Source organism: Hyphomicrobium sp. NDB2Meth4, assembly GCF_900117445.1.
Taxonomy (GTDB): domain Bacteria; phylum Pseudomonadota; class Alphaproteobacteria; order Rhizobiales; family Hyphomicrobiaceae; genus Hyphomicrobium_A.
On sequence record NZ_FPEJ01000013.1, the window covers coordinates 219,638 to 244,757 of the forward strand.

The following is a 25,120-nucleotide window of genomic DNA, read 5'->3' on the forward strand; positions in this document are numbered from 1 at the left end:
GCCCGCCAATTCGCAGCCTTCAAATTCTTCGCAAACTGCAAACACGTCTTTTGTCGCCGCAGTCGCTTGTACGCGATTTCGGCGATGCAATATCCCCGCTGTCGGGATTGGTCCTGACGATCTCACGACAGGAGAAGACAGATGAGAACCATCGCAATGACCCTCCTTGCTGTCGCGCTCGTTGGTGGCGCAGCCAGTGCATACGCCGGCAATGACGTGAACGATTGCCGCAGCATCTCGGACTCGGTGTACGGCCTCTGGGGCTGCCGCTAGAGCCAGCCAGATAGGCGACTACGCGCACCTGGGGCGCGGGTATCCGCAACTCAGGTGCGCGGTCAGCGGCGACGCATGAAGCTATCGAAGCGCTGGAGTTCCCGATATTGAAGCGGGATGACGATGAGCGACTTCGAAATTTTCCTCGTTGCAACGCCGGGCCTCGAGGGGCCTCTGTGCGCGGAGGCGAGAGCAAACGGCTTCAAGGCAAAGACTGTTGCCGGTGGTGTGGCGCTAAAGGGCGGCTGGAGTGATGTCTGGCGTGCCAACCTGCAATTGCGCGGACCGACGCGCATCATGGCCCGCATCGACAGCTTCCACGTCACACACCTCTCCCAACTCGATAAGCGCGCCCGGCGCGTCCCCTGGCATCAGGTGCTGAAGCGCAATAAGCCTTTCCGCGTCGAAGCTTCCTGCAAAAGCTCGAAGATCTATCATTCGGGGGCTGCGGCGCAGCGCATCGAGCGCGCGATCGTCGAGGAACTCGGCGCCCAGCCGGCTGACGATGCTGCAGTCTGCATCAAGGTGCGGATCGAGGACGACCTCTGCACGATCTCCGTCGACACCTCGGGCGAGTCCCTGCACAAGCGTGGGCACAAGCAGGCCGTCGCCAAGGCGCCGATGCGCGAAACCATGGCCGCCATGTTCCTGCGCCAATGCGGGTTCGATGGCACCCAGCCTGTCCTCGACCCCATGTGCGGCTCGGGGACATTCGTGATCGAGGCAGCGGAGATCGCCTCCGGCTTGCAGCCTGGCCGGTCGCGCAAATTCGCATTCGAGGATCTAGCCAGCTTCGAGCCTAAGGTCTGGCAAAGTATGCGCGCGGAAGCCTCCCCGCTCTCTCCGTCCGTCAAGTTCTACGGCAGCGACTTGGATCCCGGCGCGATCCGCATGTGTAATGCCAACGCCGAGCGCGCGGGCGTCGCCGCCATCACCGAATTCCACCAGTGCGGCGTCGAGGAACTGACCGCACCGGAGGGGCCGCCGGGCATTGTCATTGTCAATCCGCCCTACGGCGATCGCATCGGTCAGAAGGGGCCGCTACGGCAGCTCTACCGCTCGCTCGGTCAAACGCTGCTGACCCGTTTTTCCGGTTGGCGCGTCGGGCTCATCACCAACGAGGCAAAGCTCGCAGAGGCAACCGGGCTGCCTTTCTCGCTCACCGCCGAGCCCGTGCTGCACGGCGGCCTGCGCATAACGCTCTTCCGCACCGGGCCGTTGCCGTAAGAGGAATGCTCAAGCGCTGGTCTTGCGTGCCATTGGCGGCTGCCCGAGCACCTCGGCCAGAGTCTGCCGCGCCAGATCGCTGAGATCGCGCGGAATACGCCCTAGCTCCCGGTGGCGCGCCACCAGCGTCAGTGCGCGAGACACTTGCGGACCGGGTAGCTTCGCCATCACCACGCCCGCGCCGGGCAGCGCCGACTCCTTCACGCACAGCGGTGTCGTGATCGCAAACCCGCGCCCCTCCGCCACCATTGCGGTTACTGAATAGGGGTTGTCGAACTCCATGGTGCGCGGCGGCGTGAGGTCGAGCCGCCGCATGTGTGCATCGATATGCAGTCCCGTCTGCGAGCGCGCGCTGAAACGAATCAGCGGCTGCGTGTCGGCGAGCTTCTTCAGGTCCGCCACGGTGCGCGGCGCCTTGGTGCCTTCCTTCAGCAACAGGCAGTAGGGCTCCTTGGCAAACTGCCACCGCTCGAGGCCTGTCCATGTCTCGAGGTCATCGACGCCGAGGAACAGATCGAGCCGCCGCGTCAACAGTTCGCCCGCATGCAGCGCCGTCAGCCCGGACAGGATCGAAACCTCATCGGCGATCGAAGCCAGATAATTTGCGAGCGGCACGGTCAGGCTGCGCGTCAGCGAGTCGACGAGCCCGACACGGATGATCGGCAGCTTGCCGCGCTCGGTCTGCCGCAGCATTGGCGCGATCTGCCGTGCCTCCGCGATCAGCGCACTCGCCCTCTGCCGCAGCAACCCGCCTGGAACGGTCACCGCCAGCGGACGCACGTCGCGGTCGAGCAGCTTGAACCCCAAGCTCTGTTCCAATTCGGCGATCGACTGCGAAACCGCCGGTTGCGTCATCCCCAGGGCACGCGCAGCAGCCGACATCGTCCCAGTGTCACAGACCGCGAGGAATACTTCGAGGGACTTCAAATCGAAGGCGAGGGGGGCAGGATTTTTCGACATGGTTGGGCGTAGTATAAGTAATTCTTATACCCACCACAACGCCGCCCCGGCGTATTGGTGAACCAATCACGATGGATTGGACCCATGGCCAGCGATCACTACTCGATATTCTCGGTTCTGCGCGAGGCCCTTCGTGGGCATACCGGTTGGAAGCCCGCCTGGCGCAACGCCACCCCGCAGCCCGACTATGACGTCGTCATCATCGGCGGCGGCGGCCACGGTTTGGCGACGGCATTCTACCTCGCCAAGATGTACGGCATAACGCGCGTCGCGGTGTTGGAGAAGGGCTGGATCGGCGGCGGCAACGTCGGCCGCAACACCACGATCGTCCGCTCCAACTATCTGCTTCCCGGGAACATTCCCTTCTACGAGCTCTCCATGAAACTGTGGGAGCAGCTCGAGCAGGAGATCAACTACAACGCGATGGTCAGCCAGCGCGGAGTGCTCAACCTCTACCACTCCGACGCCCAGCGTGACGCCTTTGCGCGCCGCGGCAATGCCATGCGCCTGCACGGAGTCGACGCCGAGCTGTTGGATCAGCAGGCGGTGCGCAAGATGGTGCCGTTCCTCGATTTCGAGAACGGACGCTTTCCCATCCACGGCGGCCTGCTGCAGCGGCGCGCCGGAACGGTGCGGCACGACGCCGTGGCTTGGGGTTATGCGCGCGCGGCCGATCGGCTCGGCGTCGACATCATTCAGAATTGCGAGGTCAAAGGATTCCGCTTCGAGGGCGGAAAGGCGGTCGGCGTCGAGACGTCACGCGGCTTCATCGGTGCAAAGAAGATCGGAATGTCCGTCGCCGGAAGCTCGTCACGTGTTGCTGCAATGGCAGGTCTCAAGCTCCCAATCGAAAGTCATGTCCTCCAGGCTTTCGTTACCGAGGCTATCAAGCCATTCATTGACGGCGTGGTGACGTTCGGCGCCGGCCACTTCTACATCAGCCAGTCGGACAAGGGCGGCCTCGTATTCGGTGGCGATCTCGACGGCTACAACAGCTACGCACAGCGCGGAAACCTGCCCGTCGTCGAAGATGTCTGCGAAGGCGGCATGGCGCTGATGCCGCGCATCGGCCGTGTGCGCGTGTTGCGCAACTGGGGCGGCATCATGGACATGTCCATGGACGGCAGCCCGATCATCGATCACACGCCGATCCCTGGGCTCTACCTCAATGCCGGCTGGTGCTACGGCGGCTTCAAGGCCACCCCCGCTGCCGGTGTGTGCTTTGCGCATCTCATCGCCCGCGATGCCCCGCACGAGACTGCCAAAGCTTATCGCCTCGATCGCTTCGCGACGGGGCATGCAATCGACGAAAAGGGTATGGGCCCGCAGCCCAACCTCCACTGATCAACAGGTGCCGGGAGCAAAGCCATGCGCATCGCATGTCCATACTGTGGCGAGCGTAGCCTCGACGAATTCATCTACTCCGGCGACGCCACCGTCCGGCGCCCGGATGCTTCCGCACCGACGGCGAGCGAGGACTACGTAAAGTACGTCTATGAGCGCACCAACCCGCCGGGAATGCATCGCGAGCTTTGGTACCACGCCGCCGGCTGCCACGCCTGGCTCGTAGTCAGCCGCGATATCTCTACCCACGCCATCTCGTCCGTCGAGCTGGCCAAGGACGTCGCACTCGCCAACAACCAGGCAATGAAAGAGTCCGCCTGATGGCCCGCACGAAAGAAGCCCCGCGCCGCGATCCGCTCCAGCCGCAACGCCTCGTTGACCGCGGCATCGTCGATCACCGCCGCACCATCGAATTCACGTTCGACGGCGTGACATACAAAGGCCACCCCGGCGACACCGTAGCCTCCGCGCTGCTCGCCAACGGCGTCATGCTCGCCGGCCGCTCGTTCAAGTATCACCGTCCGCGCGGCATCTTGAGCGCCGGCTCCGAGGAACCGAGTGCACTGCTCGAGCTGCGTGATGGCGCTCGCCGCGAGCCCAACACCAAAGCCACCACGGCCGAGCTGTTCGACGGCCTCGTAGCCAAGAGCCAGAACCGCTGGCCCTCGCTCGACTTCGATGTCATGAGCATCAACTCGTTGCTGTCGAAGGTGTTCGTCGCCGGCTTCTACTACAAGACCTTCATGTGGCCTGCGGCCCTTTGGGAGAAGCTGTACGAGCCGGCGATCCGCCGCGCCGCCGGCCTTGGCCGCGCGTCCGATGCCGCCGATCCAGACGTCTACGAGAAGACGACGGCTCACACTGATGTTCTCATCATTGGCGGTGGCCCCGCCGGCCTCATGGCCGCCCTGGCAGCCGCGCAGTCCGGCAAGCGCGTCATCCTTGTCGACGAGCAGGCAGCGCTCGGCGGACGCGCCATCGACGATGGCTCGATCATTGACGGCCGCCCGGCGCGCGAGTGGGTGCGTTCCGTGGAGGCCGAGCTGGCGAGCCGGCCCGACGTCACCATTCTGCGCCGCACGACTGTGTTCGGCACTTACGACGGCGGCACTTACGGTGCCCTCGAGCGGGTGAACGACCACGTTGCTGTCCCGCAGAAGCATCAGCCGCGTCAGCGTCTCTGGCGTATCGTCGCCAAGCGCGCTGTTCTGGCCACCGGAGCGACTGAGCGACCGATCGTGTTCGGCGACAATGATCGCCCTGGCGTGATGCTCGCAGGCGCGGTGCGCACCTACATCAACCGCTTCGGCGTTGTGCCGGGCGACCGCGTCGTCGTCTTCGCCAACAACGACTACGCCGTCAGCACCGTCACCGACCTCATCAACGCCGGCGCAAACGTCGTTGCAATCGTCGACTCTCGACCCAAGCCTTCCGAAGCCATCTCGCGCATCGCCAGCAGCGCCGGCACTAAGCTCCTATCGGGTGCTGTTGTTACGCGCGCCCTGGGCAAGAAGCGCGTAACCGGTGCTCTCATCCGTACGCAGAGCGGAGCCGAAGTCCGGCTGTTCTGCGATCTCATCGCCGTCTCGGGCGGATGGAACCCCAATATACAGTTGTCGACCCACGTCGGCGGCAAGCCGCTGTGGAATGACGATCTGCTCTGTTTCCTCCCAGGCTCGCTACCGCCCGGCATGTTGCTCGCCGGCGCGGTAGCGGGAAATTTCTCGCTACCCAAGGCCCTCGGCAGTGGCGCCGACGCTGGAGCCACGGCCGTTGCCAATGGAACCAAGTCCGTAAGCATTCCCGTTCCCAAGGCAGCCGAGGATAGCGTGCGCATCGCCCCGCTATGGCGCGTCGAGGATCACTCCGGAAAGGCCTTCGTCGACTTCCAGAACGACGTGACCGATACCGATGTCGAGCTGGCCGAACGCGAGGGCTTCCGCGCTGTCGAGCACTTGAAGCGCTATACGACGCTCGGAATGGCGACGGACCAGGGCCGGACCGCCAACGTCAACGCGCTCGCGATCATGGCGGATATCACCGGCCGCACCATTCCGCAGACCGGCATGACACTCGCGCGTCCGCCCTATGTTCCGGTTGCCGTTGGCGCGCTTGCCGGTCATCACCGCGGCAAGAGCTTCAAGCCGACCCGCCTGCCTCCATCCTACAAGTGGGCCAAGGAGCAGGGCGCCGTATGCGTCGAGACCGGCCTTTGGCTGCGTCCCAGCTATTTCCCGCGCCCGGGCGAGAAGGACTGGCTGGATACGGTGAAGCGCGAGGTGAACACCGTGCGCAACGCCGTCGGCATCTGCGATGTGTCGACGCTCGGCAAGGTCGACGTGCAGGGCAAGGATGCGGCTGCGTTCCTCGAACGCGTCTACATGAACAACCTGAAAAGTCTCGCGATCGGCAAGGCCCGTTATGGTGGCATGCTGCGCGAGGACGGCATCCTGTTCGACGATGGCACCGTCGCGCGCTTTGCCGAGAACCAATACTTCATTACGACGACCACGGCCAACGCCGTGCGCGCACTCCAGCACATGGAGTACTGCGCCCAGTGGCTATGGCCGGAGCTCGATGTGCAGATCATCTCCGCCACCGAGCAGTGGGCACAGTATGCAGTTGCCGGCCCGAAATCACGCGAGCTACTGCGAAAGATTGTCGACCCCGAGTTCGACATCTCCGATGCCGGCTTCCCTTATCTCCAAGTGGGCGAGATCACGGTATGCGGCGGCGTCAAAGCTCGCTTGTTCCGCCTCTCGTTCTCCGGCGAGCGCGCTTACGAGATCGGCGTTCCGGCCCGCTACGGCGATGCACTGATGCGCCAGCTGTGGGAAGCAGGCCGCGAGTTCGGCGCCTGCGCCTATGGCACCGAGGCGCTTGGCGTCATGCGCATCGAGAAAGGCCACATCTCAGGGCCCGAACTCAATGGAACAACGACACCGCGCGATGTCGGCCTCGGCGGCATGGTGTCGAAGACCAAAGACTTCGTCGGTCGCACCCTCGGCACCAGACCGGGCATCGTTGACCCCGAGCGCCCGCAGCTCATCGGCTTCCGGCCGGTGGATCGCTCGGTAAGGTTGCGCTCGGGCGCTCACTTCCTCGCCAAGGGCGCGAACCCAACCGCCGCCAATGACGAAGGTTATATGACCTCGGTCGCCTATTCGCCTTCCAACGGTCATTGGATCGGCCTCGGCTTCCTGAAGCATGGCCCTGAGCGTGTGGGCGAAATTGTCCGCGCTTATGATCCCGTGCGCGGCGGCGACACACTCGTCGAAGTCGTGAAACCCGTATTCGTCGATCCCGAAGGAGCGCGCGTCCGTGGCTAACATGCTGAAACCAACGTCTGCGTTCTCGCACCTCGACCCGCTCTCGACACCGAGCCTCTCTGTGGCTCCGCGCGAGGACCTGACGATGGCGAGCTTTGCCGCCGGCAAGGACCAGGTGCAGGCCGTCATGGCGACTATCAAGAGCGCCTATGGCGTCGACCTGCCGCGTCGTCCCGCGCGCGTTTCGGGTAAGGGTATCGCCTTTGTCTGGGCAGGCCCCGATCAATGGCTGGCCGTCGCTGAACGCGGCGCCAACCGCGATATGGAGCGCGAGCTGAAATCACTTCTCAGCGCAATGGCCTCGGTCGTCGATCAATCGGATGGTCGCGTTGTCGTGCGCGTGTCGGGACCACTGTCGCGCCAGGTGCTGGCCAAAGGCATCCCCATCGATCTTCACCCGCGCGCGTTCGGCGCAAACGCGGCTGCTATCACGCACGCAAGCCACATCGGTGTGATCATGTGGCAGCTGGAAGATGCTTCGACCTTCGAGCTGGCCATGTTCCGCAGCTACGCCGACAGCTTTGCGCACTGGCTGATCGAGACGGCCGAGGCAACCCTGCCAGCAACGGCGTAAGGCCCCCGGGGCAGCCCCGGGAACGGGCCTGCGTCGCGACCTGACTGGCGTTCAACCAAGCGTTGCGCCTGCCTATGCTTGCGCGATGGAGACGTCGTTCTGCACATCAATTTGCCGACTTTACTCACGACAGTCTCGCCGCCGCATTGACTTCGCGGCGGCCCAGTCGCTCCGCTAGTGGAGGCTGAGCTGCCTTCCCTCAGGACGACCGGTACTTCATGCGGATACTCTTCCTCAACAAAACCCGTGCGGACGAGTTTCGCGATTTCGACTACGCGAGTCTCGAAGGTCTTCGCGGTGCCGAACGCACATCACTCTATCTCGCGGAAGCGCTGGGCGCGCGCGGCCATGAGGTGGTGCTGACTTGCGCCGAAGCGCCTGACGCGACTCGGATTGGCCACGTGACGGTTGCGAGCCCAGCCGCGGCGCTTGCGCAATCCTACGACGTCGCCATCAGCAACAACTTCGCCAAAGCCTTCGATGGTGTCGCCGCGCCGGTGAAAATGGTCTGGACCCACAATCCGGGATTCGCTCGGACCCACCTCAAGGCAGACCTTCTCGCAAAATGGCGTCACAAGCCGCATCTCGTGCATCTGTCGCAATATACGCGCAAGCGATCATGGATGCTGCCGCGTTCCGGTGACACGATCATCCATCACGGTATGCCGGCAGATTTGCTGGACGCGCGTGCAGCTCGCGACGCACCGCCACCGCCGATCGCTGTTTTCGCGTCTTACCCCGGACGCAACCTCCGCAAGGTCGTCCGCGCATGGTGCGATGTCGTGCATCCGCGTGTCCCGCAAGCAAAGCTGATTGTCACCTCTGACGCCCAGCCCAAGCACCTCGACGGTCGCACGCCGGCAGAACTGCGTGACAGCAACATCGAGATCAGGGGAACGGTGCCTTGGACGCAGTTGATGGACCTACTGCGCACTGCGCGAGTGTTCATCGCCCCCGGCCATTGGCAAGAGACCTATAACCTTCTCGCTATCGAGGCGGCGGCATGCGGCGTGCCGACCGTCACGATGGGCATTGGTGCGCTACGCGAGCGTGTCATCCATGATCAGACCGGCTGCATCGAGCCGACCACAGGCAAAATGGGCGCCGCGATCACCCGCCTCCTGACCGACGACGCCTTGTGGCAGCGCTATCATCGCGCCTGCCTGTCCCATCCCGATCTCATTTCTTGGGAGCAGTGCGCTGATGAGTGGGAGCGCTGCATGACTGCCCTGGCGCAAAGCGCACGCGATTGCAGCCACGCGGAAGCCCGCGCGGCGTAGCGGTGGCGGGTCTGCAAGGCAAAAGCACTGGATTCGCGAGCCAGCCAGTGGGGAAAAGCCGCGCCCGCTACGGCGTCGTGGCGCCGCCCATAGCGTTTGCACCCTTGATGCTCACGCGTTCTGCGACCGGCTGCAAACCCAGCATCTTGACGATGCGTCGCGTGCCGTTGCGCAGCGCGCAGCGGCCCCACGCCAGCGGCCCGAGAGTGCGCAGATTGAACAGCACCCCGCGCGGCGTGTGCAGCGGATTGCCAGTCCAGCAATAGCGCGACGGGAGAGGAAGCCCCCGGCGCAGGCGCGAGTGATTGCCCATGAGGTGGATCGCCGAAGCAAAGCCTTCAGGCTTGATGATGCACGGCGTCACGCCATAGATCTCGAGCCCGAAGCGCCAAGGCTGGCGGAAGTCGGTGTCGATTGGCCAATAGCGCTTCATCGGCTTGAGGAACTTGCGCGCCCCCGATCGGCTGACGAGATATCCGGTCGTCGTCTCGGGAACCCGCGAATAGCGCACCAGCTGGCGGTCGCCGTCGAGCGCCGAGATGATTTTTACGGCGCGGTTGCTGTCCTTGCACAGGTGGACGAGATCCCAACCCTTGGGCATCGAGGAGATGACATCGCGCACTATCTCCCCAGTGTCGGCCGGCAGGATGGCGTCATCCTCGAGGATCAGCGCGTAGTCGAGATTCTGATCGAGCATGCGCTGCATCGCCACGAGATGGCTTGCATAGCAACCGACCTCGCCAGGCTTCAGCTTCGAGTGCAGCGCTGAGCCTTCGAAGAAGAATTCGCGAAACTGGTCGGGAACATTCAGCCCTTCGACCCCCGGTACGCGCTCGGCGGTCATATTCGCGTTGGACAGATGCGCGCAGACCGAACTCCACCGCTCTTCATCACAATCTCTGTTGATGAAGAAGGTCGGGATCGACGCGGACCCAACGAGCTTACTGATTTTCGCGGCGGCGGCCCCATCAGCCGACTCCGCGCCCTCCAGCGACATACGCGCCAACTCCAACCGATACCCCCGCAACCCACTAATACCTTTGCGCAATATTAGGGCTCGACTTGGGCAGACGCGAGAGAAATCTGGTGAATCCGCTAGAGGAGCTGCAACTGAACTGACCTGTGCATAGTGGGGATTGAGGTAATTGCGCACTCGTCCCCCCGCCCCCCGGCTTACCCCTTTTTGCTGCAACGCCAACGAGGTGAGCAATTTATGCAGCAAGCGATTTTGAAGGCATATCAGGAAGCGGCTCTGTTCTATACGCCGCAGGCCGTGATCTGGAATATAAAGACCCTCGGCTTCGGGTGCTGGCTTCGCTGCCTGGTCCTCAACGCGCGTGAACTGCTCGCCGAGCAGTACCGCGGTCTGGCCCGCTAGCGCCCGTCGAGGCGGCTACTCCTCCCCGCTGTAGGGCAGCTCGCCTTCGACATACGGCCGGACCTGGCGCCAAAGGCGATGATATTCGTTCGCGTACTGGCGCTGCTCATCGACGTCATCGGCAATACGAGAAGCTTCTCGCAGCCGCTCCATTTCGGCCAGCGCCTTCTCAACTTCCTCTCGCGTCATCCATGGCTCCTCGTCGCGCGTCGTTCGAGACAGGGCTCACATACGCCACTTGCGTGACACTACCGCCGTTCGCCGGCCGATCACAATGCGCAACCCGCCCCGCGTCAGGATTGCGCGCCAGCCCAGCCAATGTAGGCAAACGTAGAGTTGTCTCGACGGTTGCGGCGGCATAAACAGGGCCCCCAACCATCGATCGGGTGTGCCATGCCGCTTCTTTATTTCAACGTCCTCGAAGGCCGCTCCGATGCGGAGCTGAATGCGATGCTGGACGCCGCCCACCGCGCCATGCTGGCGGCATTCAAGGTGCCCGAGCGAGATCGCTACCAGATCGTCAATGAGTACAAGCCCTCGCGCATGATCATCGAGGATACCGGCCTAGGCATTCCTCGCAGCGACAACGTCGTTGTCGTTCAGGTCGTCAGCCGGCCGCGGGGCAAGGAGGCGAAGCAGAAATTCTACCGTCTACTGGTAGAAGAGCTCGAAAAGAGCTGCGGAATATCGCCGAACGACGTCATGGTCTCGATTGTCGAAAACACCGACGAAGACTGGTCGTTCGGCCTAGGTCGCGCGCAATTCCTCGAAGGCGATCTTTAGAAGCTGATCTCAATCGGGATTGTCGTCACATTGCGCTTTTCGGCATATGCTCGGCGAGCAGCGAGCGAAGCATGCGGACGACGCGCTGGGCGGGGCCGTTGGAGCAGCACTGCAGCGAAATCCGCGCCCCTTCAAATAGCAGGAAAACCTCGTCGGCGAGCTGGTCGGGCTCTTCGTACCCCGCCTCGCGGAACAGCGCGACGAGGCGGTTGCGCTTGCGGGTCTTGTAGTCCTCGATGATCTGTCGTGCTGGGTGATCGATCTCGCGTAGCTCTACCGCCGCATTGGCGATGGCGCATCCGCGCTCGCCGCCGTCGGTGAGGATGCGCTCGACATACCGCACCCATCCTTCGAGCTGGGCGTGCGGATCGCCCGGGTGAAGTCTCGCCAGATCCTCCCAGACTCCATCGCCCTCGAGGGCGAGCTGGGTGAGATAGGCAGCAATCAGTTCGTCCTTGGAACCAAAGTGCCGATAAAGGGTCATCTTGTTGGTCGCGGCCGCCTCCGCGATCGCCTCGACTCCGACTGCGCGGATGCCGTGGCGGTAAAATAGCGTCCGCGCGGCATTGAGAATGCGATCGCGCGGGGGAGGCGGCGACGCCTCGGGTGTGCGGTTAATAGTGCTTACCATGGCCCTCTTGACATAGGGTGTTACCGGTCAGTATACCAGTGCGAGTTACCGGTCAGTAACACAGAGTGCGGCTCGTGTCAGGTACCAAGTTTCGCGCCGCAACAAATCACTGCGAGCATAACATGCAGCCAACGAGTATAGTTGACGATAGTTTGGTGGCGGACGATGCAGGAGGCAACATTCTTTGCCTCACCAGCAGCCCTCGCCGGGACACCTCCTACTCGAGTCTCGTCGCAATGCGCGTCCTGCGTGAACTGCGGCAGGTCTACCCGGGTGCCACCGTCACGATTCGTGACCTGGCTCGCAACCCTCTGCCGCATGTCGATGACGATTTCGTCACCGCGACGCGTTCCATCGCCGGGCCGCGCACCGAGCGCCAGCGCGCCCAGGTGGAGCGTTCCGACGCCCTGATCGACGAGCTGTTCGCGGCTGATGTCGTGGTCATCGCCGGCTCAATGATTAATTTTGGCGTCCCGTCCACGCTTAAAGCATGGATCGATCATGTCGTTCGCCCCGATCGCACCTTCCGCTACACTAAGGACGGGTCACAGGGCCTGCTTCGCGGGCGGCGCGCCATTCTGGTTCTGGCGCGCGGCGGGATCTACTCGGGCGGTCCCCTGCGGTCACACGAGCATGACGAAAGCTATCTACGCTCGGTCCTCGAATTCGTCGGCATAACCGACGTGCAGTCGATTTTGATCGAAGGCATGGGGCTTGGTCCCGAGTTTGCAGAACGAGCGGTGGATGCCGCCATGCGGCGAGCCGGAGCGGTTGCCGGGGTTCTGGCTCACGCCTGAACCGGCCGCGCAATCTAAGACATCCCACGGGAGCGCGTGACGCGCTCCCTTCAGCTTATCGAATGGTCACTATGGCGATCTCAGTCTTCCCGCGCCTTGCCCTGCCTCTGGCGCTCATGACGCTCCTTTCTCTGGCGGGCTGCGGCGAGCAGAACACCAGCGCACAGGGTGCGCCTCCGCCCCCGCCGCAGGTCACGGTGGCTGTGCCGCAGCAAAAGAAGGTGACGGATCACGACGAGTACGTCGGCCGCTTCGTCGCGCTCGACTACGTCGAGGTGCGCGCGCGCGTGTCCGGCTACCTTGAGAAGATCCACTTCACCGACGGTCAGATGGTGAAAGAGGGTGAGCTTCTGTTCACCATCGACCGCCGCCCATTCGAGGCGACCGTGCAGCAGGCGAGGGCGGCGCTCGAGCAGGCGAAGGCCAACCTTGCCTATGCCGAGAGCGACCTTAAGCGTGGCGAAAGCCTGCGTACCGGCACCACCATCACGCAACAGGCGCTCGATCAGCGCCTTCAGGCCTCGCGCGTCGCGGCGGCTGCGCTGACCTCGCAGCAGGCTGCGCTCGATCAGGCCGAGCTCGACCTCAGCTTTACTGAGTTGAAGGCCCCGGTCTCCGGTCGCATCGGCGACCGCCGCGTATCGGTCGGCAACCTCGTTTCGGGCGGTGCCTCCGGCAGCACGACGCTGCTGGCGACGATCGCTTCGATCGATCCCATCCGCTTCGAGTTCACCATGGATGAGGCATCCTACTTGCGCTACCTGCGGATGGTTGGCGCCGCAGCCTCCAGCGCGGCGGATCGCGGCATGACGCTTCCCGTGCGGCTGAAACTCATCGACGAGAAGACGTTCGCGCACGAGGGCAAGATCGACTTCGTCGACAACGCGATCGACCGATCCTCCGGCACGATCCGCGGTCGCGCGATATTTGCCAACACCGACGGCAGGCTGACCCCCGGCATGTTCGGCCGCATTCAGGTTTCGACATCGGAGCCGACGGCGGCGCTCCTTGTGCCTGACTCTGCCATCGCCACCGAGCAGGTCCGCAAGTTCGTCTACGTGTTGGGTCCCGACAACGTCGCGACGCCCAAGTACGTGACGCTCGGACAGCTGGTCGACGGCATGCGCGTGGTCGAGGGTATCGAGCCGAACGACAAGGTCATCGTCAATGGCCTGATGCGCGTTCGCCCGGGTGCCAAGGTCACACCGCAGGAAGCCACCGCTGATGCTGGCTCCACGCCGAACACGTCCTCCATCCGCACCAACTAGAGCAGGCGCGAATGCGACTTTCGCACTTTTTTATCGACCGGCCGATCTTTGCCAGCGTCATCTCGGTGGTGTTCATCATCCTGGGTGCCGTGGCGGTATTCCGCTTGCCGATCGCCCAGTATCCCGAGATCGCTCCGCCGGTCGTCAACGTCACGGGCCAGTATCCGGGCGCCAGCGCCGAAGTCGTTGCCTCGACCGTCGTTGCTCCGCTCGAGCAGCAGATCAACGGCGTCGAGCGCATGCTCTACATCTCGTCGAACTCGACGGTTGATGGACGCTTCACGATCTCCGTCACCTTCGATCTCGGCACCGATCTCGATACCGCCCAGGTTCAGGTGCAGAACCGCGTTGCGATCGCCCAGCCCCGTCTGCCTGCGGACGTGCGCAACATCGGCGTCACGGTGGCCAAAGCCTCGCCCGACCTGATGATGGTCGTGCATCTCTATTCGCCCGATGCCTCGCGCGACACTCTGTTCATTTCCAACTATGCCTCCGTCAACGTCGTCGACGTGTTGAGCCGCATCGAGGGCATCGGCTCTATCACCGTGTTCGGCAGCCGCGACTATTCCATGCGCGTCTGGCTCGATCCTGACCGGCTGCAGTCGCTCGGCCTCACCGCCAACGACGTGACCACGGCATTGCAGCGCCAGAACGTGCAGGTTGCCGCCGGTATTCTGAACCAGCCGCCGGTGGATCACCCTGCCGCCTTCCAGATATCGGTGCAAACCCTCGGGCGCCTCGCGGACCCGGCACAATTCGGCGAGATTGTCGTCAAGCAGAGCAACGACGCCGTCGTGCGCCTGAAGGATGTGGCGCGTGTGGAGCTTGCCGCGCTCGACTACGGCGTGATCTCCTATCTCGACAAGTCTCCCGCCGTCGCCCTCGGCATCTTCCAGTTGCCCGGCTCGAATGCCATCGACACCGCCGCCAAGATCAAGGCGACGATGGCGGACCTGTCGAAGAACTTCCCCGAGGGCCTGAAGTACGACATCGTCTACAACCCCACCGACTTCATTCAGCAGTCGGTCGACGCCGTTGTGCACACCATCCTCGAGGCGGTGGTGCTCGTCGTGCTCGTCGTCATTCTGTTCTTGCAGACGTGGCGAGCTGCGATCATTCCCATCGTGGCTATCCCCGTATCGCTCATCGGCACTTTCTTCCTGATGTCGTTGTTCGGCTTCTCGCTGAATAACCTGTCGCTGTTCGGCCTGGTGCTAGCCATCGGTATCGTTGTCGACGACGCCATCGTCGTGGTCGAGAACGTCGAGCGCAACATGGCCAACGGGCTCAGTCCGCGCGAAGCCGCCTACCGCACCATGGAGGAGGTGGGCTCGGCCCTGATCGCCATCGCGCTCGTGCTCAGTGCCGTGTTCGTGCCCTCGGCATTCATCACCGGCATCTCCGGCCAGTTCTATCGTCAGTTCGCTCTCACCATCGCCGGCGCAACGTTCATCTCCCTCGTCGTCTCGCTGACGTTGTCGCCGGCGCTCTGCGCAATGCTGCTGAAGCCGCACTCCGAGAGCCACAGCACCGCCTGGTACATGTGGCCCATCAATACGTTCTTCCGCGCCTTCAACTGGTCGTTCGACAAGATGTCGTTCGGCTACGGCTGGATGGTCGGCAAGGTCGTGCGCTTCGCCGTGCTTATGCTGATCGTTTATGCGGGCGTGATCTTTTATGGCATGAATGAATTCCGCAAGACGCCGATCGGCTTCATTCCGGCGGTCGACGGCGGCTATCTCATCACCGTCACGCAGCTTCCGCCCGCATCATCGCTGGCCCGCACCGACGCCGTGAACAAGCGCCTCGTCGAAATGGCGCTGGACACGCCGGGCGTTGCGCATGCGGTGAACTTCGTCGGCTTCTCCGGTGCGACGCGCACCAATGCGCCGAACGCGGGCGCCATCTTCGTCACCTTGAAGCCCTTCGATGAGCGCGCCAAAGATCCGAACCAGTCGGCACAGGCGATCCGCGCCGCGCTGCTGAAGAAATTCTCTCAGGTTCAGGACGCGATGGTTCTCGTCGTGCCGCCGCCGCCCGTGCGTGGCATCGGTAGCGCTGGCGGCTTCCGCATGATGGTGCAGGACCGCGGCGGCAATGGCCCGGCCGCCCTGCAACAGGCCGTCATGGCCATGATGGTGAAGGCCAATCAGACGCCCGGCCTGCAGCAGGTGTTCACCCTGTTCGAGAACTCGACGCCGCAGATCTATCTCGACATCGATCGCGTCAAAGCGCAGATGCTCGGCATCAACATCTCCGATGTGTTCACCGCGCTGCAGACCTACCTTGGCTCCGCTTACGTGAACGACTTCAACCTGCTCGGGCGCACCTTCCGCGTCACCGCGCAGGCCGATAGCCCCTACCGTTTGGACATCAAGGACATTCTGAAGCTGCGCGTGCGCAACTCTTCAGGCGATACCGTGCCGCTCGGCAGCTTCACGACCGTGCACGATATCTCCGCGCCAGCCCGCGTGCCCCGCTACAACCTTTATCCCGCAGCCGAACTCGATGGTTCTGCCGCGCCTGGATTCTCGCAAGGCCAGGCGATCGACATGATGGAGAAGCTGGCCGCCGAGACGTTGCCGCAGGGCTTCGGCTTCGAGTGGACCGAGCTTGCTTATCAGCAGATCCGCGCCGGCAACACGGCAGTGTTCGCCTTCGCGCTCGGCGTCGTGTTCGTGTTCCTCGTGCTCGCAGCCCAGTTCGAGAGCCTCACGCTGCCGCTCGCGGTGATCCTCATCGTGCCGATGAGTCTCATCGCCTCGATCACAGGCGTCATCATGCGCGGGATGGACAACAACATCCTCACGCAGGTGGGATTCATCGTGCTCATAGGTCTGGCCGCCAAGAACGCGATTTTGATCGTCGAGTTCGCGGCTCAGCTCGAAGAGTCCGGCCACACCAAGGTGCAGGCCGCGACCGAGGCGGCCCGGCTGCGCATGCGCCCGATCCTCATGACGTCGCTGGCCTTCATTCTCGGCGTGGTCCCGCTCGTGTGGGCGGTCGGCGCCGGTGCAGAGCTGCGTCAGGCCCTGGGAACGGCGGTGTTTGCCGGCATGATCGGCGTGACCTTCTTCGGTCTCATCTTCACGCCGGTGTTCTACGTGGTCAGCCGCTGGCTCGCCGGTCTCACAAGCAAGCGCCGTGACGCAGAAGCCGAAACGCCGGGACAGATCCATCCGGCCGAATGATCGCATTAGGCCGGCGCGCATACGTCTTTCGAATTTGGCGAACAATGTGCGCGCCGGTTCTGTGTTTTTTGTAGCGCGAGGGAACCTCCGAGCACCGAACCGACGTTATCGGTCAGGTATTCCCCATCCGTCTGCACCCAGCCAAATCCTAACTCAGCGAGGCGCCAGATGATCAAGCTGACAGTCAACGGCAACCCGGTTGAATTCGATGGCGATCCATCGATGCCGCTGCTCTGGTTCCTGCGCGACGAGCAGGGCCTGACCGGCACGAAGTTCGGTTGCGGTATCGCCCAATGCGGCGCCTGCACCGTGCACGTCAACGGCGAGCCGCGCCGCTCGTGCGTTTCGCCGATGGAGACGCTCGACGGCGCCGACATCACCACCATCGAGGGCGCCGCCAGCAAAGAAGTTGAAGCCGTGCGCGCGGCATGGATCGCCCACGATGTGCCTCAGTGCGGTTACTGCCAGTCGGGCCAGATCATGTCCGCAGTCGGCCTGCTCAGCCTCAATCCCAAGCCGACCGACGAGGACATCGACCTCGCCATGACCGGCAACGTCTGCCGTTGCTGCACATATCATCGGATCCGCACCGCCATTCACGACGCGGCGCAGCGGTTGGAGGGCTGATCATGAACATTCCGCTCAAAGCAAGCCGTCGCCAGTTCCTTCAGAGCTCTTCAGCGCTCGGCCTCGTCATCGGTTTCCATCTCCCGCTCGCTGGTCGCGCCCTGGCGGCGGAGCCGGGCGGCGACTTCGCGCCGAATGCCTTCATCCGCATCGCGCCGGACAACACTGTCACGGCCATCTGCAAGCATATCGAGTTTGGCCAGGGGCCATACACCGGCGTCGCCACCATCCTCGCCGATGAACTGGACGCCGACTGGGGCCAGATGCGCGTTGAATCTGCCCCTGCCGATGTGAAGCTTTACGCCAATGCCGCCTTCGGCATTCAGGGCACGGGCGGCTCTACCGCGATGGCCAGCTCGTGGGATCAGCTCCGTGCTGCCGGCGCCGAGGCACGCGCACGCATCATCGCCGCCGCCGCGAAAAAGTGGAGCGTCGATCCGGCCTCGATCACCATCGGGAAGGGCGTCGTCAAGGACGCATCAGGAAACTCGGCGACGTTCGGAGAGCTGGCAGAGCTGGCGCAGGTGACCGAGGTCAAAGGCCCGTTCACGCCCAAGCAGCCGGACGCCTGGAAGCTCATCGGCGCCGCCAAGCTGCCGAAAGTCGACACCGTCGAGAAGACCAACGGCAAGGCGCTCTACACCATCGACGTCAAGATGCCCGACATGCTGACGTGCGTGATCGAGCGTCCGTCGCGCTTTAACGCCAAGGTCAAATCGTTCGATGCCACCGCCGCACTCGCGGTGCCGGGCGTGAAGGAGGTATTCGCGGTTCCGCAGGGCGTCGCTGTTCTCGCGACCGGCTATTGGGCAGCCAAGAACGGCCGCGAGGCCCTGAAGGTGGAGTGGGACGAGACTGGAACGGAAGCGCGCAGCTCCGAGCAGATCATCAAGGATTACGTCGATCTCGCCGCCAAGCAGGGCACCGTCGCGCGCAACGACGGCAATGCCGACGCCGCAATATCGGGTGCCGCGAAGGTCGTCGAAGCAACGTACGTCTTCCCCTACCTCGCCCACGCGCCGATGGAGCCGAACAACTGCGTCATCCACCGTACGGACGACGGCGGCGTCGAGCTCGTGTTTGGCTCTCAGCTCCAGACTGTCGATCAGCAAGTCGCGGCAGCCGTGCTTGGCCTCAAGCCCGAGCAGGTGAAAATCAAGACGCTGCTCGCCGGAGGCAGCTTCGGTCGACGTGCAACGCCGGCGGGTGACATGGCCGCGGAGGCGGCAGCGGTGCTGAAGTCCGCCAAGCACCAGGGCCCCATCAAGGTTCTGTGGTCGCGCGAGGACGACATCAAGGGCGGCCGTTATCGCCCGATCTTTGTTCACAAGCTGCGCGGTTCGGTCGACAAGGACGGCAACATCAGCGGATGGGATCAGGTCATCGTCGGCCAATCCTTCATGAAGGGATCGCCGTTCGAGGCCGGAATGATCAAGGACGGCATCGACCAGACCATGGTCGAAGGCGCAAGCACGCTGCCCTATCAGATCCCCAACTTGCGGGTGTCGGCGCACATGGCAGACGTCGGCGTGCCAACTCTGTGGTGGCGCTCTGTCGGCTCGACGCACACGGCCTTCTCCACCGAGACGTTCCTCGACCAGCTGGCCGAGGTCGCTGGCGTCGACCCGCTGGAGATTCGCCGCAAGCTGCTGGCGAAGCATCCCCGTCACCTCGGCGTGCTCAACCTCGCCGCAGAGAAGGCCGGCTGGGGTACGCCTCTTCCGCAGGGCCGCGCACGCGGGCTGGCGGTGCATGAATCCTTCAAGTCGTTTGTCGCCCACGTCGTCGAGGTGTCGGTCGGCAGTGACGGATTGCCAAAGGTCGAACGCGTCGTCGTTGCGGCCGACTGCGGCGTCCCCATCAACCCGGACGTGATCACGGCACAGCTCGAAGGCGGCATGGGCTTTGGTCTCTCGGCGGCGATGTTCGCCTCCGTCGATCTGGAGGATGGCCGCGTCGTGCAGTCGAACTTCAACGACTACCGCGTCCTGCGCATCAACGAGATGCCCGACGTCGAGGTGCACATCGTGCCGTCCAAGGAAAATCCCACCGGCATCGGCGAGCCCGGGACGCCACCGATCGCACCCGCGATCGCCAACGCCTGGGCCAAGCTGACGGGGCAGCACGTCTTCACGCTGCCGTTCTCACATTCCGCCGCGAAGGCATAGGGAGGTCACCATGGGTAGACTGCTCATCCTCTTCGCCGGCGCGGCGGCCATCGTGACCGTCGGCGCGGCGGTGCCCGCCAAGCAGGCCGACAAGGTCATGACGCTCAAGTCGGTGCATTCCTTCGCTTCAATCCCCGATCAGCGCCAGCGCTCGCTCGCGTTGTTTCAGGAGGCGAGCAAGGTCATCACGCATGCGCGCTGCATGAACTGCCATCCGGCAGGAGACCGTCCCGCACAGGGCGATGATCGCCATCCGCACATGCCGCTGGTGGTGCGTGGCGTCGACAACTTCGGCGCCATCGGCATGCGCTGCACGACCTGCCATGGGCCGAAGAACTTTGATCCGGCAGGCGTCCCGGGCCACCCCGAATGGCATTTGGCGCCTATCGAGATGGCATGGGTCGGCAAGTCGCTGGGCGAGATCTGCGAGCAGATCAAGGACCCCGCCCGCAACGGCGGCAAGTCGATGGAAGAACTCGTTCATCATATGGCGGAAGACTCCCTCGTAGGCTGGGGATGGCACCCCGGCAAAGGACGCGCGCCGGCCCCCGGCACGCAGAAGGAGTTCGGCGAACTCATAAAGGCGTGGGTGGACAGCGGAGCTGTTTGCCCGGCAACATGAGACCGCTCAGCGAGGCGCGGCGATGAACATTCAAGTGCAACCGGTCGAAGCAGGACGCGACGCTTGGCACATCGCTCGGCGCTGGATCGCCGAGCATGGCCGCGCGGCATTGGCGACGGTCGTCTCCACTTGGGGTTCCGCGCCGGTGCCGGCCGGCGGCCATCTCGTCATCGGCCCGGACGATCGCTTCGAAGGCTCGGTGTCGGGCGGCTGCGTCGAGGCCGACGTTCTTGCAGAAGCCGTCGATATCATGGCCTCCGGCAAGCCGAAGCTGCTCGAGTACGGCATTAGCGACGACACCGCCTGGCGCGTCGGCCTGCCGTGCGGCGGCACCATCAAGGTCCTGGTCGAGCCGCTGACTCGCGCCGACCTGGCGCACGTCGATGCCATCATCGATGCGCGCGAGCAGCGCCGCTCCATTGTCCGCGTGACGCGCGTTGCCGATGGCGAACGATCTCTCTACCGCGAAGGCGACGCGTTGAGCGGCGATATCGCCAAGGCTTTGACGTCTGGCATCGTTGGCCTCATCGAGACGCCCGACGGTGTCGCGGCCGTGCAACCGATCGTGCCGCCTTTGCGCGTCATCATCGTCGGCGCCACGCACATCGGTCAGGTGTTCGCCGACATGGCACGCCTGACGGGGTATGGTGTCACGGTCGTTGATCCACGCGCCGCCTTTGCGTCCGAGGAGCGCTTCGGCGCAAGCGCCATCGTCGCCGATTGGCCGCAGGCATCATTTGATCGCATTGGCCTCGATGCCCGCACCGCCGTCGTCGCGCTCACGCACGCTTCGCACATCGATGACGAGGCAATCGCCGCCGCACTGCGCGCCCCCTGCATCTACATCGGCGCGCTGGGCTCGCGTGCGACCAACGCCAAGCGCATCGATCGGCTGAAGGCGTTGGGCTTTGGCGATGATGATCTACAACGCATCCACGCGCCCATCGGTCTCAACATCGGCGCGAAGGGACCTGCCGAAATCGCAGTCTCTATCCTCGCCGAGATCGTCAAAGTAAGCCGCGGGGCCACTTGAGCAAGATCGCAGCAGTGCTGCTCGCAGCCGGCGCGTCGCAACGGTTCGGCGCGCCCAACAAGCTGCTCGCTGATCTGCGTGGCAAGGCAATTGTCGTGCACGTGCTCGATGTGCTCGAACGCGCTGGTCTCGTCGGGGTCACTGTCGTCACCGGCTGGGACGCCGACAGCGTCGAGCTGGCTCTGTCGGGCAGAGACGTGCGCTTTGTCCATAATCCCGACTGGGCGACCGGCATGGGTAGCTCGATCGGGGTCGGCATTGCCGCCCTGGGAAGCGACGCCACAGGCGCGATGATCGTGCCGGGTGATATGCCGCTGCTCGAAGCCGACGAGATCGCGCAGCTCGTTGCGCAATTTGATGCAATGGGCGCGGCACGCGTCGTCTATCCCGTGACCGAGCAAGGAGAGCAGCGCAATCCAGTGCTCTGGCCGCGCCGCTTCTTCGCTGACCTGCGTGCGCTCGACCCATCGAACGGTGCCAAGCAGGTGTTGCGCAGGTTGAGCCCCGCAGACTGCCTCGGCGTGCCCATAAGCGACGAGAGCACGCTCATCGATATCGATACACCTGAGGCGCTTTCCGCCGTCCGCAAAGATTGAAAGCCACGCCGGCTATTTCGTCGCTGCGAGCCGCTCGAGCCCAGCCTGCAGATCCGCGCGCAAATCATCGACATCTTCCAGGCCAATGTGCAGCCGCAGCGCTGGCCCTTCCGGCTCCCACTTCGTCGCCGTGCGATAGCTCGTGGCGTCGAACGGGATGACGAGACTTTCGTAGCCGCCCCACGAGAAGCCCATACCGAACAGCTTCAGCCCGTTGAGCATCGCCGCGACGGCGTCCCTGCTCGCAGGCTTCAAGATCACGCCGAACAAACCGCTTGCGCCAAGGAAGTCGCGCTTCCACAGCGCGTGCTGCGGATGGCTCGGCAGCGCCGGATGCAGGACGCGCGCAACCTCCGGCCGCCCTTCCAGCCAGCGCGCGATCTCCAGCCCGGAGCGATGGTGCTGCGCGAGCCGCGTCGCCAAAGTCCTGAGGCCACGCCCGCCTAGGTAGGTCTCTTCCGATCCCGGATTGACCCCGAGCAGATCTTTCGCCTGCGCCACATACTTGGCGGCGCGCGCGTTCGACGTGATTGCACCGAGCATCGCGTCGGCGTGCCCGACGATATATTTCGTGGCCGCTTGGATCGAGACATCGACGCCGTGATCGAACGGCTTGAAGTAGAGCGGGCTCGCCCAGGTGTTGTCCATCAACAGCCACAGGTCGCGTTCGCGCGCCACCTTGGCAATGGCGGGAATGTCCTGCACCTCGAACGTCTGCGATCCCGGGCTCTCTGTGAAAATCAATCGCGTATTCGGCCGCACCAGCTCAGCTATGCCCGCACCGATCAGCGGATCGTAATACGTCGTCTCGACGCCGAGTTTGGCCAGCATGTAGTCGCAGAACTTGCGGGTCGGCTGATAGACGTTGTCGACCATCAGGATATGATCGCCCGCTTTCACAAAAGCGAGGATCGCGGTACTGACCGCCTGGTAGCCGGAGGCGGTCAACTCGCACGCCGCCCCGCCCTCGATTTCGGCGATTGCGTCTTGCAGGGCCTTGACCGTGGGCGTGCAAGTGCGCCCATAGGTGTAGGGCTGATCCCGATTCCACAATTTCTCGACGGTTGGAAACAAAACCGTCGAGCCCCGATAAACGGGCGGGTTCACGAAGCCAAAATTATCGTGCGGGGCACGCCCGGCATGGACGACCCGCGTTGCCGGCGCCTCGTGGCGCTCGGGCTTCTTCTCGGAGGATGACATTGAGGCCGATCCTGGATCGCGGAGGTTGCGGCCCGTGTGGCCCATGTTACACGCCGGGTCAAGGGCTTGACCTTATTCCGGTTACGCGGGATTGACCCAAATGTACGTCGCAGGCGCGGGCGTGCACTCTGACCCTTGCGCGATAGCTCTCGTCGCCCCACACTGAAGCAACGCCATGCGAATATTCCAGCATCTCCGCCGATCTCTCATCGCCGCGCTCGCGCTCAGCGCGTTGATTCCGCTTGCTCCTTCCGTGGAGGCAGCCGAAACCAGCACGCTCGATACGATCAGGGCGCGCGGTCAGCTCCTTTGCGGGATCGGCGAGGAACAACCGGGATTCTCTGTTGTCGGACCCAACGCCACGCGCTCGGGAATCGACGTCGAGTTCTGCCAGGCCCTCGCCGCGGCCGTTTTCGGCAGCAAGGACGCGGTGAAATTCTGGCCCTTGAGCGCCAACGACCGATTTAAGGCGCTGCAGTCGGGTGACGTCGACGTGCTGGCCCGCGGCGCCACCTGGACCCTCAGCCGCGACACTGAGCTCGGCGCCCGCTTCACCGGCGTCCTATTCTACGACGGCCAGGGCTTCCTCACCCGCCGCGGCAACGCCGTTGCCAGCGTGCTGGAGCTGTCCGGAGCCTCGGTCTGCGCGCTTCCTGGCGCAATGGGAGAGCAGGGCCTCGCCAACTTCTTCGGTGCTCAGCGAATGCGCTATCAGGTTGTGGCCCAGGAAAACTGGGGCGATCTGGTCAAGGCATATGCGGCCGGCAACTGCACCGTCCTGACCGGCGACATTTCGCTTCTCGCCGAAGCTCGAAGCAAGCTGCCGGTCCCAGCCGATCACATTATTCTGCCCGAGCTTATCACCAAGGAGCCACTGGGGCCGGCCGTCCGCCAGGACGATCCGCAGTGGTTCGCGGTGGTGCGCTGGACGCTTATGGCATTGATCGAGGCCGAGGAACTCGGGCTGACCAGCGCCAATGTCGACGCTCAACGCGCATCGACCGACCCGAGCATCCGCCGCTTTCTGGGCATCGAGGCGAACCTCGGACAAGCCCTCGGGCTTCCCCGCGACTGGGCCTACCAGATCGTCAAAAACGTAGGAAACTACGGCGAGATCTTCGATCGGTCATTGGGCACGAAATCGGACCTGAAGTTGGCGCGTGGTCTCAACAACTCATGGACCAAGGGCGGTCTCATGTATTCGATGCCCTTCCGTTGAGACCGGCCATATTGAGTTCAGCGTGATGATGCTCGTGTCTGCGCCGCCGATCGACCCCAACGTCGCGTTGGTCGGCATCACCGTTGCAGCGGTGCTGCTAACGCTCGTTTTGCTCGTCATCCGCAGTCGGCAGGTTTCCCGCCAACGCTCACAGCCAGATCACGCACAGCAGGGGCTCGCAGCCCGAGAAGCCACAGAGCCGGTAGAGCGGGCTCAGCCCGTCGCCCAGCTCATTGCCGATGACGGCCCAGCCCTGCTCGCAGCCGTAAAAGAGGCAGAGGCCGAAGGCGCTGACGCTCGCCTGGCCGGGCTTTATCTCACGCTGGCCCAACGCCAACTCGACAGCGGCCAAGCGCACGACGCGGCCGAACTGATGCGCAAGTCCATCCGCGCGGCAACCACCTCTGGCCAGAAGAGCGCGCACGCCAAGGCGCGCGTGGCACTGGGCGATCTGGTCCAAGCCTCCGGGGATCCGGCCACGGCCTGCGAGCATTGGCAGATTGCGCGTACGTTATTTCACGAGCTTGGCCAGCGCAGCGACTTCGATGCCGTCGACGCCCGCATGCTCCGCAACGGCTGCCCCAGCGACTGGGTGCTGACGGATTTCTAGCGGCGACGGC

24 protein-coding genes are annotated in these 25,120 nt (G+C 63.8%); 19 read left to right on the plus strand and 5 right to left on the minus strand.

All coding sequences use genetic code 11. The features are described 5' to 3' along the window. Positions 1 to 141 precede the first annotated feature (141 nt). Positions 142 to 273, plus strand: coding sequence for a hypothetical protein (locus NDB2M4_RS20620; RefSeq protein ID WP_280173544.1), 132 nt, complete (start codon positions 142 to 144; stop codon positions 271 to 273). Between the two features lie 123 nt (positions 274 to 396). Further along, positions 397 to 1,500, plus strand: a complete 1,104-nt coding sequence (locus NDB2M4_RS16015; protein WP_244536204.1) for a THUMP domain-containing class I SAM-dependent RNA methyltransferase — start codon at positions 397 to 399, stop codon at positions 1,498 to 1,500. 9 nt (positions 1,501 to 1,509) lie between these two features. Here NDB2M4_RS16015 and NDB2M4_RS16020 read toward each other — a convergent pair whose 3' ends face one another. After that, a complete protein-coding gene (locus tag NDB2M4_RS16020) occupies positions 1,510 to 2,460 on the minus strand; it encodes a LysR family transcriptional regulator (RefSeq protein ID WP_072376860.1) in 951 nt (316 codons plus the stop codon). 84 nt (positions 2,461 to 2,544) lie between these two features. On the opposite strand from NDB2M4_RS16020, the gene NDB2M4_RS16025 reads away from it, so the two are divergent. The 5 genes from NDB2M4_RS16025 (at position 2,545) to NDB2M4_RS16045 (ending at position 8,987) form a co-directional block, all read left to right on the plus strand. Next, on the plus strand, positions 2,545 to 3,804 hold the full coding sequence (locus tag NDB2M4_RS16025; RefSeq protein ID WP_072376862.1) for a sarcosine oxidase subunit beta family protein: 1,260 nt from the start codon (positions 2,545 to 2,547) through the stop codon (positions 3,802 to 3,804). A 24-nt stretch (positions 3,805 to 3,828) separates the two neighbouring features. After that, positions 3,829 to 4,125, plus strand: a complete 297-nt coding sequence (locus NDB2M4_RS16030) for a sarcosine oxidase subunit delta (RefSeq protein ID WP_072376864.1) — start codon at positions 3,829 to 3,831, stop codon at positions 4,123 to 4,125. After that, entirely contained in the window at positions 4,125 to 7,133 is a 3,009-nt protein-coding gene (locus tag NDB2M4_RS16035; RefSeq protein ID WP_072376866.1) for a sarcosine oxidase subunit alpha family protein, read from the plus strand. The genes NDB2M4_RS16030 and NDB2M4_RS16035 overlap by 1 nt, the downstream gene beginning before the upstream one ends. Position 7,134: 1 nt before the next feature. Then, complete coding sequence (locus NDB2M4_RS16040; RefSeq protein WP_072376868.1) at positions 7,135 to 7,707, plus strand: sarcosine oxidase subunit gamma; 573 nt, start codon at positions 7,135 to 7,137, stop codon at positions 7,705 to 7,707. 218 nt (positions 7,708 to 7,925) lie between these two features. Continuing rightward, complete coding sequence (locus NDB2M4_RS16045) at positions 7,926 to 8,987, plus strand: glycosyltransferase family 4 protein (protein WP_072376870.1); 1,062 nt, start codon at positions 7,926 to 7,928, stop codon at positions 8,985 to 8,987. A 67-nt stretch (positions 8,988 to 9,054) separates the two neighbouring features. On the opposite strand, the gene NDB2M4_RS16050 is transcribed toward NDB2M4_RS16045, so the two are convergent. Next, positions 9,055 to 9,984, minus strand: a complete 930-nt coding sequence (locus NDB2M4_RS16050; RefSeq protein ID WP_072376872.1) for a glycosyltransferase family 25 protein — start codon at positions 9,982 to 9,984, stop codon at positions 9,055 to 9,057. 216 nt (positions 9,985 to 10,200) lie between these two features. Between NDB2M4_RS16050 and NDB2M4_RS20290 the strand changes: the two genes are divergently transcribed. Then, positions 10,201 to 10,365 (plus strand): hypothetical protein, encoded by a 165-nt coding sequence (locus NDB2M4_RS20290; RefSeq protein WP_171988127.1) that lies wholly within the window; start codon positions 10,201 to 10,203, stop codon positions 10,363 to 10,365. Between the two features lie 15 nt (positions 10,366 to 10,380). On the opposite strand, the gene NDB2M4_RS20295 is transcribed toward NDB2M4_RS20290, so the two are convergent. Beyond that, positions 10,381 to 10,554: a hypothetical protein gene (locus NDB2M4_RS20295; protein WP_171988128.1), complete on the minus strand. Its 174-nt coding sequence runs from the start codon at positions 10,552 to 10,554 to the stop codon at positions 10,381 to 10,383. A gap of 204 nt (positions 10,555 to 10,758) precedes the next feature. Between NDB2M4_RS20295 and NDB2M4_RS16055 the strand changes: the two genes are divergently transcribed. After that, positions 10,759 to 11,148 carry a tautomerase family protein gene (locus tag NDB2M4_RS16055; RefSeq protein WP_072376874.1) on the plus strand — a complete coding sequence of 130 codons (390 nt, stop codon included), beginning with the start codon at positions 10,759 to 10,761 and terminating at the stop codon, positions 11,146 to 11,148. A gap of 25 nt (positions 11,149 to 11,173) precedes the next feature. Here the strand turns inward: NDB2M4_RS16055 and NDB2M4_RS16060 are convergent, their stop codons facing one another. Further along, on the minus strand, positions 11,174 to 11,779 hold the full coding sequence (locus NDB2M4_RS16060; protein WP_072376876.1) for a TetR/AcrR family transcriptional regulator: 606 nt from the start codon (positions 11,777 to 11,779) through the stop codon (positions 11,174 to 11,176). 122 nt (positions 11,780 to 11,901) lie between these two features. Between NDB2M4_RS16060 and NDB2M4_RS16065 the strand changes: the two genes are divergently transcribed. From NDB2M4_RS16065 to NDB2M4_RS16100, 8 genes are all read left to right on the plus strand, one after another. Beyond that, positions 11,902 to 12,576, plus strand: coding sequence for an FMN-dependent NADH-azoreductase (locus NDB2M4_RS16065; RefSeq protein ID WP_072376878.1), 675 nt, complete (start codon positions 11,902 to 11,904; stop codon positions 12,574 to 12,576). Positions 12,577 to 12,647: 71 nt separating this feature from the next. After that, positions 12,648 to 13,844 (plus strand): efflux RND transporter periplasmic adaptor subunit, encoded by a 1,197-nt coding sequence (locus NDB2M4_RS16070; protein ID WP_072376880.1) that lies wholly within the window; start codon positions 12,648 to 12,650, stop codon positions 13,842 to 13,844. A gap of 11 nt (positions 13,845 to 13,855) precedes the next feature. Continuing rightward, positions 13,856 to 17,035: an efflux RND transporter permease subunit gene (locus NDB2M4_RS16075; RefSeq protein WP_072376882.1), complete on the plus strand. Its 3,180-nt coding sequence runs from the start codon at positions 13,856 to 13,858 to the stop codon at positions 17,033 to 17,035. Positions 17,036 to 17,203: 168 nt separating this feature from the next. Further along, the gene (locus NDB2M4_RS16080; protein ID WP_072376884.1) at positions 17,204 to 17,662 is read left to right on the plus strand and encodes a (2Fe-2S)-binding protein; all 459 of its coding nucleotides are present in this window, start codon (positions 17,204 to 17,206) and stop codon (positions 17,660 to 17,662) included. A gap of 2 nt (positions 17,663 to 17,664) precedes the next feature. Beyond that, complete coding sequence (locus NDB2M4_RS16085) at positions 17,665 to 19,830, plus strand: xanthine dehydrogenase family protein molybdopterin-binding subunit (RefSeq protein ID WP_072376886.1); 2,166 nt, start codon at positions 17,665 to 17,667, stop codon at positions 19,828 to 19,830. A 10-nt stretch (positions 19,831 to 19,840) separates the two neighbouring features. Then, the gene (locus NDB2M4_RS16090; protein WP_072376888.1) at positions 19,841 to 20,452 is read left to right on the plus strand and encodes an Isoquinoline 1-oxidoreductase subunit; all 612 of its coding nucleotides are present in this window, start codon (positions 19,841 to 19,843) and stop codon (positions 20,450 to 20,452) included. A gap of 22 nt (positions 20,453 to 20,474) precedes the next feature. Next, complete coding sequence (locus tag NDB2M4_RS16095; protein ID WP_072376890.1) at positions 20,475 to 21,485, plus strand: XdhC family protein; 1,011 nt, start codon at positions 20,475 to 20,477, stop codon at positions 21,483 to 21,485. Then, complete coding sequence (locus NDB2M4_RS16100; protein WP_139247338.1) at positions 21,482 to 22,081, plus strand: nucleotidyltransferase family protein; 600 nt, start codon at positions 21,482 to 21,484, stop codon at positions 22,079 to 22,081. Before NDB2M4_RS16095 ends, NDB2M4_RS16100 begins: the two co-directional genes overlap by 4 nt. A 12-nt stretch (positions 22,082 to 22,093) precedes the next feature. Here NDB2M4_RS16100 and metC read toward each other — a convergent pair whose 3' ends face one another. Next, positions 22,094 to 23,281 (minus strand): cystathionine beta-lyase, encoded by a 1,188-nt coding sequence (metC, locus tag NDB2M4_RS16105; RefSeq protein ID WP_072378209.1) that lies wholly within the window; start codon positions 23,279 to 23,281, stop codon positions 22,094 to 22,096. Positions 23,282 to 23,456: 175 nt separating this feature from the next. Here metC and NDB2M4_RS16110 point away from each other — a divergent pair, with 175 nt between their 5' ends. Further along, positions 23,457 to 24,500 (plus strand): amino acid ABC transporter substrate-binding protein, encoded by a 1,044-nt coding sequence (locus NDB2M4_RS16110; RefSeq protein ID WP_072376892.1) that lies wholly within the window; start codon positions 23,457 to 23,459, stop codon positions 24,498 to 24,500. Positions 24,501 to 24,525: 25 nt separating this feature from the next. Then, positions 24,526 to 25,110, plus strand: coding sequence for a hypothetical protein (locus NDB2M4_RS16115; RefSeq protein ID WP_072376894.1), 585 nt, complete (start codon positions 24,526 to 24,528; stop codon positions 25,108 to 25,110). Positions 25,111 to 25,120 lie beyond the last annotated feature (10 nt).